The 13292-nt window shown below is 71.4% G+C and carries 12 protein-coding genes; 4 read left to right on the top strand and 8 right to left on the bottom strand.

The features are described 5' to 3' along the window. The first annotated feature begins 57 nt into the window (after positions 1 to 57). Positions 58 to 444, top strand: a complete 387-nt coding sequence (locus VMD91_07280) for an Hsp20/alpha crystallin family protein (protein ID HTW83851.1) — start codon at positions 58 to 60, stop codon at positions 442 to 444. Between the two features lie 75 nt (positions 445 to 519). Here the strand turns inward: VMD91_07280 and VMD91_07275 are convergent, their stop codons facing one another. Next, positions 520 to 1026 carry a hypothetical protein gene (locus tag VMD91_07275; GenBank protein ID HTW83850.1) on the bottom strand — a complete coding sequence of 169 codons (507 nt, stop codon included), beginning with the start codon at positions 1024 to 1026 and terminating at the stop codon, positions 520 to 522. A gap of 47 nt (positions 1027 to 1073) precedes the next feature. Between VMD91_07275 and VMD91_07270 the strand changes: the two genes are divergently transcribed. Next, on the top strand, positions 1074 to 2387 hold the full coding sequence (locus VMD91_07270; GenBank protein ID HTW83849.1) for a thymidine phosphorylase: 1314 nt from the start codon (positions 1074 to 1076) through the stop codon (positions 2385 to 2387). Positions 2388 to 2394: 7 nt separating this feature from the next. Further along, on the top strand, positions 2395 to 3438 hold the full coding sequence (rfaD, locus tag VMD91_07265) for an ADP-glyceromanno-heptose 6-epimerase (protein HTW83848.1): 1044 nt from the start codon (positions 2395 to 2397) through the stop codon (positions 3436 to 3438). On the opposite strand, the gene VMD91_07260 is transcribed toward rfaD, so the two are convergent. After that, entirely contained in the window at positions 3351 to 4631 is a 1281-nt protein-coding gene (locus VMD91_07260) for an O-antigen ligase family protein (protein HTW83847.1), read from the bottom strand. The two genes, rfaD and VMD91_07260, sit on opposite strands and share 88 nt — an antisense overlap. Further along, the gene (locus VMD91_07255) at positions 4628 to 5611 is read right to left on the bottom strand and encodes a glycosyltransferase family 2 protein (protein ID HTW83846.1); all 984 of its coding nucleotides are present in this window, start codon (positions 5609 to 5611) and stop codon (positions 4628 to 4630) included. The genes VMD91_07260 and VMD91_07255 overlap by 4 nt, the downstream gene beginning before the upstream one ends. Here VMD91_07255 and VMD91_07250 point away from each other — a divergent pair. Then, on the top strand, positions 5592 to 6029 hold the full coding sequence (locus VMD91_07250) for a hypothetical protein (GenBank protein ID HTW83845.1): 438 nt from the start codon (positions 5592 to 5594) through the stop codon (positions 6027 to 6029). The two genes, VMD91_07255 and VMD91_07250, sit on opposite strands and share 20 nt — an antisense overlap. Here VMD91_07250 and VMD91_07245 read toward each other — a convergent pair. The 5 genes from VMD91_07245 to VMD91_07225 are packed head-to-tail and all read right to left on the bottom strand — an operon-like array spanning position 6026 to position 13290. Continuing rightward, positions 6026 to 8413, bottom strand: coding sequence for an MFS transporter (locus VMD91_07245; protein HTW83844.1), 2388 nt, complete (start codon positions 8411 to 8413; stop codon positions 6026 to 6028). The two genes, VMD91_07250 and VMD91_07245, sit on opposite strands and share 4 nt — an antisense overlap. After that, positions 8410 to 9009, bottom strand: a complete 600-nt coding sequence (locus VMD91_07240) for a hypothetical protein (GenBank protein HTW83843.1) — start codon at positions 9007 to 9009, stop codon at positions 8410 to 8412. Before VMD91_07240 ends, VMD91_07245 begins: the two co-directional genes overlap by 4 nt. Beyond that, entirely contained in the window at positions 9006 to 10625 is a 1620-nt protein-coding gene (locus VMD91_07235) for a hypothetical protein (GenBank protein ID HTW83842.1), read from the bottom strand. Before VMD91_07235 ends, VMD91_07240 begins: the two co-directional genes overlap by 4 nt. Continuing rightward, complete coding sequence (locus VMD91_07230) at positions 10622 to 11482, bottom strand: hypothetical protein (protein ID HTW83841.1); 861 nt, start codon at positions 11480 to 11482, stop codon at positions 10622 to 10624. The genes VMD91_07235 and VMD91_07230 overlap by 4 nt, the downstream gene beginning before the upstream one ends. Then, positions 11479 to 13290 carry a hypothetical protein gene (locus VMD91_07225; GenBank protein ID HTW83840.1) on the bottom strand — a complete coding sequence of 604 codons (1812 nt, stop codon included), beginning with the start codon at positions 13288 to 13290 and terminating at the stop codon, positions 11479 to 11481. The genes VMD91_07230 and VMD91_07225 overlap by 4 nt, the downstream gene beginning before the upstream one ends. Positions 13291 to 13292 lie beyond the last annotated feature (2 nt).

Here is a 13292-nt window from a genome sequence, read left to right as displayed (position 1 = left end):
TAAATTTGGCCGTCCCTCGTCGGGGCGGCGGTAAACGTCGGAGGCAAGGCAGAGAAGATGGCTGGTCTGGCAACCCGTCCGAGCGGCAACAACCGCGGGCTGGTGAGTGAGTTGTTCGGGTTCGACCCGGTGCGTGCGTTCATCGGCGCGAACGGCGCCGGCTACGGTCTGGGCGTGGACGTGCAGAAGACCGAGAACGGCTGGACGGTCGAGATCCCGGTCCCGGGCTTCAAGCCCGATCAGATCGAGGTCACGGTCGAGGATCGCGTCCTCACGGTGACGGGCAAGAGCGAGCGGCGCTCGTTCCAGCGCTCCATCCTCCTTCCGGAGGAGGTCGATCCCGAGACGATCGACGCCAAGGTCGAGCACGGCCTGCTCGCGCTCGGACTGCACCTGCACCCCAAGGCGCAGCCTCGCAAGATCGACGTCAAGGTCGTTCAGTAACGTCCGAGCGGCTGCGGCCGCCGCGTGATTGCAACGGTAGACCGCGTGCCCGACGGCGCGCGGTCTCTTTGTTTGCTAGCGCTCGAGCCGGACGGGCAGCGAAGCCGTGGTGCTGCGGCCGTCGGCGGTCGTGCCGACGAAGTCGATCGCGTAGGTGCGGTTGAGGAAGAAGAACGGGATCTGGTCCGGCAGCTGCGTCTGACCGGCGAAGATGCCCGGCGAGATCAAGGGTATCCCGATTTGGTGGCCCATCGTGCGCGCAAAAAGCGTGGTGACGTCGGCGCTGGTGGTGACCTTGACCAGCAGCATCCCGCCGGCGTGCAGCACCTTGTCGTTGAGCGAGACCTCGACGATCTGCGGCGCGCCGGACGGCGCCGGCGAGGGGTCGACGACGTAGCCGAAGAGCACCGGGGTCGGGCTCGGCGCCGGGGTCGGCGTCGGCGTCGCGACCGGGCTGGGCGAGGGGACCGGGACCGGGCTCGGCGTCTGGACGCTCGGGACCGGCGCAGTCGGGACGGGCTGCGGCGTGGGCGCGGGCTGGGCCAGCGCGATCAGCAGCGGGAGCACGACGAGGGACAACATCTCCGAGGTCTTTCTGCCCGGGAGAGACGAATCCGAGCCGGATCATGGTGATCGATCGCGCGGAGGCGGCCATCCCGGCCGACGATTGGGTCCGGCTGGCCCTGGAAACGAAGCGCGACGGCGGAGCGTTGCAGGACGCCACCTGGCACCGGCTCATCGCCGGCTACGTCGAGGGCAGCGTCGACGAGGCCTCGATGGCCGCCCTGGCGATGGCCGTCAACTGGCACGGGATGACCGACGCCGAGATCGTCGCTCTGACCGACGCCATGGTCCGGTCGGGCGACGTGCTCGAGTTCCACGGGGCGGCGGTCGTCGACAAGCACTCCTCGGGCGGGGTCGGCGACACGGTCTCGCTGATCGCGGTCCCGTTGGTCGCGGCCTGCGGCGTGCCGGTCGCGAAGCTGTCCGGGCGCGCGCTCGGACACACCGGCGGCACCCTGGACAAGCTCGAAGCGATCCCCGGCGTGCACACCGATCTCTCGGCGGAGCGGTTCGTGACGCAAGTCGAGCGGATCGGTTGCGCGATCGCGGCCGCGACGGACCGGCTGGCGCCGGCCGACAAGAAACTCTACGCGCTGCGCGATCGCACCGCCACCGTGCGCTCGATCGGCTTGATCGCGGCCTCGATGGTCTCCAAGAAGATCGCCGGCGGCGCCGGGGCGATCGTGTTCGACGTCAAGACCGGGCGCGGCGCGTTCATGCGCGACACCGGCGAGGCGGCTGAGCTGGCCCGCACCTTGGTCGCGCTCGCGGCGCGCTTCGGGCGGCGCGCCAGCGCGCTGGTCGGCGACATGGACGAACCGCTGGGTGCCGCGGTGGGGACCGGGATCGAAGCCGTCGAGGCGCGCGACTTCCTGCGCGGCGACGAGCGCGACCCGCGGCTGGCCGACGGCGTGCTCTCGATCGCCCACGAGATGCTGCGGGTCGGCGGCGTCCCGGAACGCGAGCTGACGCCGCGCGCGCTGGACGCGCTGCACTCGGGCGCGGCCTACGCGAAGTTCGTCGAGCTGCTCGAAGCGCAGGGCGCGGTGCCCGGCGCGATCGAGACGATCGCCCCGCACCCGCACCGCGTCAGCGCGCTCGCGACCGAAGCCGGCTTCGTCGCCGCGATCGACGCCGTCGCGATCGGCCGGTTGGCGCGCGAATCGGTTCTGGCCGACGGGCCGTTCGCCGGACTGCGCATCGTCGGCCGGGTCGGCACGCCGGTCCGCCCGGGCGACGTCCTGGCCGAGGTGCTCGGCCCGTCGCTCGATCCGCGCCGCGTCGCGGCGGCGTTCACGATCGCGCCGGCACCGCCCGCCCCGCGTCCGCTGATCGCGGCCGTCATTCGGGATGCGGACCTCATCGGCTCGGCGAAGTGAGGCCGGCGTGAACCCAGGCGCGCGAGTCGTCGTCACGGGCGGAGCCGGCTTGATCGGCTCCGCGTTGGTCCGTCAGCTCAACCTCGACGGGCGCGAGAACCTCGTCGTCGTCGACCGGCTCGGGACGAGCGAGAAGTGGCGGCACCTGGTCCCGCTCCGCTTCGCCGAGTACCTCGACGCCGAGGAGTTCTACCCGCGCATCGTCGCCGATCCGGAAGCGTTCGGCACGATCGAAGCCGTCTTCCATCTGGGTGCGTGCTCGGCCACCACCGAGCGCGACGCGTCGTACCTGGTCGCCAACAACGTGCGCCGCTCGCAAGAGGTCGCGCGCTGGGCGTTCGCCCGCGGCGCGCGCTTCGTCTACGCCTCGTCGGCGGCCACCTACGGCGCGCGCGAGACGAACCTGCGCGAAGATCTCGATCCGCACGCGCTGCGGCCGCTCAACATGTACGGGTACTCCAAGCACCTCTTCGATCTGTGGCTGCGCCGCGAGGGGCTGCTCGAGCGCGCCGTCGGGTTGAAATATTTCAACGTCTTCGGCCCCAACGAGGACCACAAGGGCGAGATGCGCAGCGTGGTCGCCAAGGCGTACGAACAGATCCGCGCGCGCGGCACGATCGAGCTGTTCCAGAGCTACCGGCCCGGCATCGCCGACGGCGAGCAGACGCGCGACTTCCTCTACGTCAAGGACGCCGCCGCGATCACCGCCTACTTGGGCTTCACGCCCAGCGCGAGCGGCCTGTACAACGTCGGCGCCGGACGCGACCGTTCGTGGAACGCGCTCGCGCAGGCGGTCTTCGCGGCGCTCGAGCTGCCGCCGCGCATCAGCTACGTCGAGATGCCGGCGGTGCTGCGCGGGAAGTATCAGTACCGCACCGTCGCGACCATCGATCGGCTGCGCGAAGCGGGCTGGACGCGGCCGGCGACCTCGCTCGAGGACGCGGTCGCCGATTACGTGCGGCGCTACTTGGTGCCGGGGGTCTCGCTCGGCGACGAAGAGGAGCCGCCGGCGCTGGCGGCCGCGACGCCGGCCAGCACCCACCACAGCTGACCGACCTTGGTGTAGAAGGTCACGTCGTCGATGACGCCGTGCGCCGCGAGGGCCAACCCCGCGACGCCGGCGACGAACGCCAAGCGACGCGCGGTGCCCGCGCGCAGCAGCAGCACCGGCGGCAGCAGCGCGGCCAGCAGCGTCGGAATCAGCAGCACCAGGCCGCCGTCGGCCGCGGCTTCGAGGTAGAGCGAGTTGGCCTGCGTGCGGACTCCCGGCGGCGCACCGTAGTCGGGCAGCTCGAGCTCGAAGTTGCCCGCGCCCACGCCGAGCAGCGGGTGCGCGCGGGCCATCGCCACCGCGGCGCGCCAGAGGATCGCGCGCGTGCCGGTGCCGCCGTAGTCGACGCTGCCGCGCAGCGAGCCGACGTGCGTGATGGTGCCCTTGGTGTGGGTCGAGAAGGCCAGCGTGCCGAGCGCCAGCGCCACCGCCAGCGACGCGACGGCGACCGTCACGCGGCGGTTCGCGCCGCGGCTCCAGACCGCGCCGCCCAGCGCGATCGCCGTCTGCGCGATCCCGCCGCGCGAGAGCGTGAGCGCGCAGACCACGCCGCCGACGATCAGCACGGCCACCATCAGCGGCCACGCCGCGATCTCGGCGATCGCGGCCGGCAGCGCGAGGCCGAGCCAGGCCGCCAGCTGATTGGGACCCTCGAGATGACCGGCCAGCCGCACGATCGGAACGTTGCGCACGTACAGGCCCGATTGCGGGTGCAGGTAGTCGCGCAGGGCGTCGACGCCGACCAGCACGACGGCGGCACCGCACGCCAGGCCGAACAGCCGCGACGCGTCGGCGCTCCCGCGCGCCGCCGCCCAGGCGACGGCGAACACGACCAGGTACTCGAACGCCTTGAGCGTTTCGCGCACCGCCGGCGCGCGCAGCGCGGCGTGGGGAATGGTCGCCGCCGTCGCCGCCACGAGCACCAGCAGCACCAGCAGCGTCGCGCGTGCGGTCCGCTCGCGCGGCCAGCGCAGCGCGCCGTGCGCCAGCAGCCCCACCAGTCCGCCGACCAACGCCGCTTTGAACGACGTCAGCGTGGTGTGGCCGACATACCGCGTGAGCGCGAACGGGTCGACCAGGACCAGCACGCACGGCACGCCGGCCGGACGGCGCCAACCCAGCAGCGCCGTCGCGAGCGCCAGCAGCACGAACCATGCCGTCGCCACCGCGTCCAGCGGCGGCGCGCCGATCACGACGTCCGTACGATCTCCCCGCGGTCCTCGCCGCGAACCGGCGCCGTCTCGCCGCGCTCGACGCTGGCCAACAAGTAGAGCGGACGGCCTTTGATCTCGTCGTAGATGCGGCCGACGTACTCGCCCAAGATCCCCATGCCGATCAGCTGCACGCCGCCCAAGAACAGGATGGCGAAGATGGTCGAGGTGTAACCGGGCAAGTTGTAGCCGGTGAAGATGCGCACGCCGATCTCGACCAGCGCGACCAGGAACGCGATCGCCGAGACGATGAAGCCGAACCAGGTCACCAGGCGCAGCGGGATGTCGCTGAACGAGGTGATGCCGTCGATCGCGAAGCGCAGCATCTTCGAGAGCGGGTACTTGGTCGCGCCCGAGAAACGTTCGTCGCGGTCGTAGAAGACCGCGACTTGCTTGTAGCCGACCCAGGAGACCAGTCCGCGGATGAAGCGGTGCCGCTCGCGAATCGAGCTCAGGGCGGTCAGCACGCGGCGCGAGAAGAGCCGGAAGTCACCCGAGTCGACCGGGATGTCGACGTTGGTGAGCCGGCGGATGACGCGGTAGAACATCCGCGCGGTGAACAGCTTGAACGCGCTCTCGCCCTTGCGATTGCGGCGCACGGCGAAGACGACGTCGTAGCCGTCGCGCCAGCGGGCGACCATCTCGGGGATCAGCTCGGGCGGGTCTTGCAGGTCGGCGTCGATCAGCACGACCGCGTCGCCGCGCGCCGTGTCCAAGCCGGCGGTCGCCGCGAGCTGATGACCGAAGTTGCGCGAGAGGTCGACGATCACCAGGTGCGGGTCGCGTGCCGCGTGCTCCCGAAGAAGTGCGAGTGTCCGGTCCTTGCTGCCGTCGTTCACCAGCACGATCTCGTACCCGTCCACGTCGATGGACGCCGCGACCGCGCTCAGGCGGCGCACCAGTTCGGTGACGTTCCCTTCTTCGTTGTACAAGGGCGCGACAATGCTCAGGGTCCCGGCCATGGGCCGTGCCATTCGCCTCGGGTTGGCCCTTTCCGCCGCCCTGGCGGCGGCGACCGCCGGGGTGCGGGCCCAGCAGCCCGCGATGCTCGCGGCCGGTCCCGCCGCCCAGGAGCCGAGCCCGCTCGCGACCCCCGACGGGATGCCGCAGATCCTCGAGATTCGGCTCTCGCCGACCGTCGTCCATCGCGGCACGCTGGTGCACGCCGAGGTCCACACGACCACGCAGGTGGTCTCGGTCGTCGCGATCGCCGCCGGGCGGACGATCCGCGTGGCGCAGATCGGACCCGGCGAGTTCGCCTGTGACGCGCGGGTGCCGTTCTACATCCCGCCGTTCAGCGGCGCGTACGCGGTGACGTTTCGCGCGCACGACGCGCGCGGCCGCATGACGCAGGCCGCCGCCAACGTCGTCGTGCGCTAAGCCGCCGCCGCCAGCCGTTCGAGCGCGGCGAGCGTCTCGTTCGCGAACGTCGCCTGATAGGCGACGATGTCGGCGACGCCGCGAAAGCGCGGGTCGACGCGTACGTCCGCCAGCCGCCAGCGTGCGCCCTCGGCGATCAGCCAGCCGCGGCGGGCCATCGTCGCCAGCGCTTCGTCGACGACGCGCGCGGGATCGCGGCGCAGCTCCGGGTCGACGAACGCGCCGGGCGGCAGCGCGGCCAGCGCGCGCGCGACGCCCGCGCGCGCTTCTTCGGCCTCGAACGGCAGATCGACCGCGAGCAGCCAACGCGCCAGCAGACCGCTGGTCGTGAACGGGCGCGCGGCGGCGAGCGAGGTGTCGATCGCGTCGCGGCGGGCGGGCCGCACGATGCGGTACATGAACGAGAGCCGGCGGCCGCGGAACGGATCGAACGAGATCGCCAGCAGCCACGGATCGGCGACCGCCAACAGATGGTCGACGATGCCGCGCAGCGGCCGCATCCGGCCGTCGGTGCTGTAGTTGCCTTCCGGGGTGACGAAGAAGGTCGCTCCGCGCCGCGTCACGTCGACGATGCGCGCGACGTCCTCGTCGATCGAGGCGCGGATGCGTTCGAGCGTCTCGCGGCGATAGGGTTCGTGCAGGTAGGCGATCTTCACCGCGCGCTCGCCGGCGTTGAAGTTGCGCGGCGCGAGGACGTCGTCGAGGGTCGCCGCGCCGGGCGGCAGCAGCGCCAGCGCCGCGTCGCGGAAGACGGCGTTCACCGGCAGGTTGCCGTGGGCAGCGCGCACCGCGCGCGCGAGACTGCGCAGGGGCTGCGCGTTGAGCTGGTTCTCGATCGGCAGCATGCCGAGCGCGTAGAACATCCCGCCCGCGTTGAGCTCGCGCGCGAACGGCGCCAGCCACGGCATGCGCCAGGCGAAGAAGCCCGGCTCGTACATGCGCCGCGTCGAGGCGGTGAGGATGGGAGCGCGCCACGGCCCTTGCAGGAACGTGCGCTGCATGACCGTTTCGGATTCGTCTTCGTGCTGGTGGTTGGCGATCAAGACGGTCGGACCGCGGCGGAACGGCAGCCGCCCCCACGAGCGCACGCGCAGGCGGAACAGCCGCAGATACGGTTGCCGGAAGACGCACGTGAGCGCGACGAACAGCGCCGACCAGATCGACGCGACCGGGTTACGGCCGACCCGCAGCACGATCAGCGAGCCGACGAAGAAGCAGCCGCCGGCCAACGCGAACAGCGCGCGATAGCCGTCGCGGGGCGTCGCACCGTGCGCGATGATCCACGCGCCCAGCGCCGGCGCCGCGATCCCCGGCATGTTGGAGAGCGTTCCCCAAATGCCCAGGTCGCGCGCGGCGTCGCCCAGCTCGGGGATCGCGTCGAGCGCCAGCGCCCAGCCCACCGAGAACACGCCGCCGTAGCCTAGACCGAACAGCGCCGCGTACAAGAAGATCAGGTTCGCCTGCGGCGCCAGCGCGAAGCCGAGCGCGGCCAGCGTCATCGGGATGCCCGAGAGCGCGACCACGTAGCGCCGGTCGACGCGGTCGGAGAGCACGCCGGTCGTGATGCTCGAGCCGATCGCGCCGACCAGCGCGGCACCGGCGACCAGGCCCGTCCCCAGCGACGCGTCGCGGACGCGCAGCACGTCGCTGAAGAAGTACAAGATGTAGGTCTGCAGCAGCGTCATGCCCAGCACGATCCAGCCGCGCGCGACCAGCGTGATGCCCAGGTCGTGCCAGTCGCGCACGACCGCGTGCGAGCGGACCGGCTCGTCGCGCCGCTCGTGCCGGATCGCCAACAGCGAGGTCGCCGAAAGCACGATGAACAGCGCCATCACCAGCAGTGCGACGTGCGGCGTCAACCGCGCGGCCGCGGCCAGGCCGAGCACCGTGCCGAGCAGCGTCATCGCGCCGCGCATCCCGGCGGCCGCGCCCCATGCGCTCTTGGGGACGACGTCGGGCAGCAGCGCCTGATAGATCGTCGACGCGGCCGCGATCGCGATGCTGGCCGCGACGACCTCGAGCCCGAGCAAGCCGATGGTGTGCGAGATCGCCATCGCGCCCAGCGCCAACACGTCGACGGCCAGCGCGATCGCCGTCTCGCGACGGCGGTCGCCGCCGCGCCGGCGCGCACGGTCCGAGAGCGCGCCGGCGACCATCGGCACGAACGTCGCCGCGATCGCCGCCAGCGTCGCGTACAGCGCCAGCACGTCGGTGTGCACGTTGGTGCCGTGCTGCCGGTCGAGCTGCAGGAGGATCGCGGGGACGATGATGGCCAGGATCGCCGCGTCCTGGAACTGGATCCCCAGCCAGAGCGCGTTGACGGCGGCGTTGTCGCGCACCGCGAAGCGCGGTGCCGGCGCCGCCCGCAGGGAGTCGCCGCTCAATCGATGTCCGCCCAGGCCGCGACCGTGACCCGTACGTCGACGTTCGGCGCGCCGATCACCACGTGCGCCGGCGGCAGCGCGCGGGCCGCGTCGCGCTCGGTCGTCCCGAAGCTGCCGCGCGTGACGCGAAACGCGAGCCGCGCGCCGCGGCGCAGCGGGATGCCCAGCCGGTAGTGGCGCGGGTCGACGCGGTCCATGCGGATCTCGGCCGGATTCCAGTCGCTGCGATCGGTGCTCAGGTAGATGTCGTCGGTGGCCGGCGTGCGCGGCGGGACGAACACGTCGATCGTGACCACCACTTGGTCGGCGGTGTCGGCGTCCGCCGGCGCGACCGGCGCCAGCACGTACGCCGCCTTCGGCACGTCCGCGGCCGAGGCCGGATGTGCGGCCGGATCGAGCGCGCGCGGGGTGGCGCGGCCGTCGGCGTCGAGCTCGATCGCGATCGCCTTGCCGGGCACGATCCCCGCGCACGAGGCACCGGCCGCGAGCCGCACGACGCCGCCGCCGGCGATCGCGAGGCGATCGTCGCTGCACGCGAGCGGCACGACACGGAAGAGCGAGGCCGCCGCGGCGGCGATCAACAGCGGATGGGTCACGGGGTGATCGAGATGCTCCAACGGGGGACCCAACGCACGCCGCCCCAGTCGAAGGCGTAGCTGCGCGAGAGCTGGATCCCGAAGTTCGGGAAGGGACGCATGCGCAGCGTCCCGGTGACGGTCCACGGCGGCGGTCCGATCCCGTCGAATTGCAAGAAGTCGTCGCTACGCGTCACCGCCAGCTGCGCGGACGTGTTGACGTTCGGCGTCAGCTGCGCCGTCACCGTCGTGGAACGCGCGACCGCGACGCCGGCGAACGCGTCGTAGCCGTACCACGGCGTGCCGTCCGGTGCCAACAGCGGCGGGTTGGGGGGCGGATAGAACAGCGCCTGCGCGTACGGATAGACCTCGGCGCTCCAGGCGTTCTGGTACGTCCCCAGCATCGTGAACGCCCGGCTGAACTGCTTGGACGCGGTGACGGTGCCCGTCAGCTGGTCGTAGCGGTGCGGGAACGCGTACCAGGTGCGCGTTCCTTCCAGCGTGGCGCTCAGGCGGGTGCCCAGCGGCGCGCGCACGACCGGCGTGGCCAGGAACGCGTCCAGGCTGTGCCGCCACACGGTCGCGTAGTGGGCGGCATCGGGCAGGACCGTCAGCAGGCCGCCGCGCCGCGCGTCGTAGCCGACGTCGCCGGTCAGACGCAGCGTCGTGCCGCCCACGAGCGGCAGGTCCGGCGTCCGCAAGCTGGTGTCGAACGACGAGGTTCCGAACGAGCCGGCGACCAGCGTGACGCGTCCACCGGCCTGGCCGAAGGCCGCGCCCAAGCTGGTCTGCGCCGCCCAGATGCCCAGCGCATCGGTGCCCTGCGCGCTGATCGTGTAGATCGGGCTCATGCGCCGGTAGGCGTCGAAGCCGGTCGACATCTGGCCGCGCAACGGCTGATCGACCGCCGCGGTGGCGTACTCGACGTCGCCGTTCGCGAGCTGCTCCTGCAGGCCGATGTCGGGGCCGGCCGGCGGTCCGTCGATCCAGCGCCCGTGCACGGTCGTCAGCGCGTACGGCGTTCCCCACAGCCCGTAGGGCTGATCGAAGTCGGCCGCCGGCAGCGCGCTGGCGCCGAAGCCGGCCGAGGTCGCGAACGTGTAGAGGTACGAGGGGACCGGCACCGCCCCCACCGACGTGGGGAACGCCGCCGGGCGAAAGCGCACGTTGGCGTGCGGCGTGATCGCGGCGTGCTTGGCCCGGATGTACGCGTAGCGGTCGACGACGTCGGGGAAGGCGAAGCGCGCCGGATCGATCGGCGCTTGGACGGCCTCGCCGAGCGCGCGCGTCGTGCGGTGGTCGCCGCTGGCGAGGTCGAGCAGGTCGATCCGCTGGTCGTCCAGGTCGAGCGCGATCGCGTCCGCGTCCGCGCGCAGGCTGCCACGCTGGATGAAGGCATGACCGGCCAGCACGACGCGATCGGTCTTCAAATCGACCGCGATCGCGTCGGCACCGGCCCGGATGCCGCCGTCGAGCCGCAGCGTCGCGCCGTTACGCGCGACCAGCGCCAACGTGTCGGCGAAGAAGAGGATCGTACCACCGTCGAGGCCGGCGCTGGGCCGGGCCCACGCGGTCGCCGGAAGGCCGGCCAAACCGGCCACCGCGGCCAGCGCGGCCACCGCGCGCCGGCCGGTCACGGGGGATTCTGCGGTCCCGGCCGCGTCGGCGGGAGTCCGCCGGGCGGCGTCGCGCGCGAGCGCGGGAAGAGTCCGCTCCCGTTGTTGAACGGGTTCGGGTTGAAGGGCGTGGGCACCGCGCCGGGCTGCGCCTCCTGCGGCGCTCCGGTCCGGTCGTCGGACCACGCCGCCACGGTGACCTTGCGCGAGTACGCGTCGGTCTCGGGGACGAAGAACGTGATCGGATCTTCCTCGAGGCCGTCGGGGCCGACGGCGACGGAGTTCCACGAGCCGCGCGTGACGCGGAAGGTGAACTTCGTCCCCGACGCCAGATGCAGCACGGTGCGGTAGCGCTCGCCGTCGACGCGGTCGAGCCGGACCGCTTGCGGGTTCCAGTTGCTCACGTCGGTCGCGAGGTAGACGACGTCGGTGATCGCGGTCGTCGGCGGCACGGTGACCAGGAACTCCACCGGCACCTGCTTGCCGGTGATGCGCTTGCCGCCGATCAGCTCGGGTGCGACGACGGTGGCGGTGTTGGCGGCGGCCGCCGTCACGTCGGGCGCGAAGACGGTTTGGAACGGCACCTTCTTCGGCGTCAGATCCAGCTCGGTGACCTGTTTGGTCGCGGGGTCGAGCACGGCGCGCGCGTAGAGCTTGACGTGCGGCTGCAGCGTCGTCGGCTTGCCGGTGACGTAGTCGAGCAGCTTGACGTCGGGCGCGAGCTTGAACGCATCGCCGGTGCTGAAGTAGACGTAGCCGTCGCGCACATCGAGCAGCTGGCCGGTGAAGCGCACGAGGCCGCCTTGCGCGAGCGTGGGCAGCGCCAGCGCGCACAGCGCGAGGATCGCAAGCAGCGTGAAGATGCGTCGTGTCGTCATGGCAGGAGTGCGAACGTCCCTCCCGGGTTCCAGCGATTGCCGCCGAACCCGAACGAGTACGTGCGGCTCAGGTCGAGCAGGATGTTCGGCGCCAGCCGAATGCGGACATCTGCCGTGACGTCCTCGGGCGAGCGGCCGTAGCCGTACGGCGGACCCGGCACCGGTGCCGGGAAGTCGTAGCGCCGCTGCGCGATCACGTTGAGCGTGAAGGCGCTGCTGGGCGACCACACGCCCGAGATCGACCAGGTGCGCATCGTCGCCAGGCCGACGAACGCGTCTTGGCCGGAGTAGCAGCCGTAGCCCGGGTTGCAGATCGTGTTCCCGAAGGGCGCGGGGTAGGCTTCGTCCTGCAGCGCGCCCCACTTGTCGTCGAGCGTCTGGACGTCGTAGGAGAGGAACGCGTTGATGTGCTGCTTGTCGAACGGACGCCCCAGCGCGAAGCGCAGGTCGCCTTCGTCGAGCAAGTGCGGCGTATTGAACCACTCGAGCTGACGGTCGTAGCTGGTGCTGAACGAGTACCGGCCGACCTTGATCGGCGAGGTGTAGAACGTGCCGCCCAGATAGTGATAGAAGGCGTCCTCGGGCCCCGGCTGCTCGTTGGGGAAGCCGCCTTCGCCGTAGACGTCGTGCGCGTCGCCGACGCCGCTGCGCAGCCGGAAGAGCAGCGGCGCGTAGCGGCCGAAGGCGCGCGTCTCGGCCTCCGTCCAGCTCAGCGTGGTGGTCGTCGGGTGCTCGCGCCAGCGCGGGTCGTACGGCGGGTCCGGGTCGAACGCCGCGTCGTCGGGCGGGTGGTAGTACCCCAGCAGATAGCCGTAATAGTTGTCGCGCACGAACGAGAGACCGGAATGGCGCAGGCCGGCGTTGAGGTCGAGCTCGCCGAACGCCGCGGCGTTCGCGGGCTCACCGAACAGGCCTAGGTCGTGCGTGACCGACGGCTCTTGCGCGTCGATCGTCTCTTGCGCGAAGATGCGGCTCTCGAACTTGGGAGACCAGCGCTTGTAGCCGATCAGGTTGATCTGCTTCTGCGGCTGCGTGAGCGGGTCGATGGCGAAGACGACGTAGTCTTTGTCCCACACGAAGTGCTGGTCGAAGGCCAGATACGTGCCGTCGATCGGGTCGTTGCGCACGTGCAGCGCGCTCAGGCTGTGCTCGCCGCCGAGCAGCGGGATGCCGACGTCGAAGCGCCCGCCCGCGAACGCGTTCTCGAAATAGTGCGAGTTGGCTGAGAAGACGAACACGTAGCGCGGCAGCGGCACCGAGAGGCCCAGCGGCGCGATGCTCAAGTTGGTGAAGGTTGCGACGTCGCGCGGGACGATCAGCACCCGTTGCGCGCGGATGTAGGGGCGTAGTCCGGTCAGGTCGGGCAGGTAGAACGTGTCGCCCGGCTGTGCGCGACCGGGGTGCTCGTCGGTCCAATCGCTGCCGAAGAACGTCCAGCGTTGCGGCGCTCCGGTCGTCTCGGGCAAGAAGTAGGTCTTGTCCAGGTCCAGGTAGCCGGCCAGCGCGGCCCCCGTCAGGTGGACGGTCTTGCCGTCGACGTGGACGTTGCCGGCGACGATGTAGCGATTGAGCTTGAGGTCCATGGCGAAGGTGTCGCCGCGGATCACGGTCCCGTCGGAGAGCTGGACCCGCACGTCGCCGTCCGCCGTCATCTCGTAGCGGTCGTAGAAGAAGTCGACCTGCCGGCCGCGCACGTCGAGGCTCCTCGTCGGCGTGGCCGCCGCGAGCGATGGAAGACCGACCGCGAGCGCGCACGCGAGCATGCAGGCTACCGTAAGGCGCATGAGCAGATTCACGCGTTCAGCCACAC

It is taken from the genome of Candidatus Sulfotelmatobacter sp. (assembly GCA_035504415.1).
Taxonomy (GTDB): Bacteria; Vulcanimicrobiota; Vulcanimicrobiia; order Vulcanimicrobiales; family Vulcanimicrobiaceae; genus Vulcanimicrobium.
The sequence above is the reverse complement of the archived record's forward strand: the minus strand, read 5'-3'. Positions and strand labels throughout refer to the sequence as shown.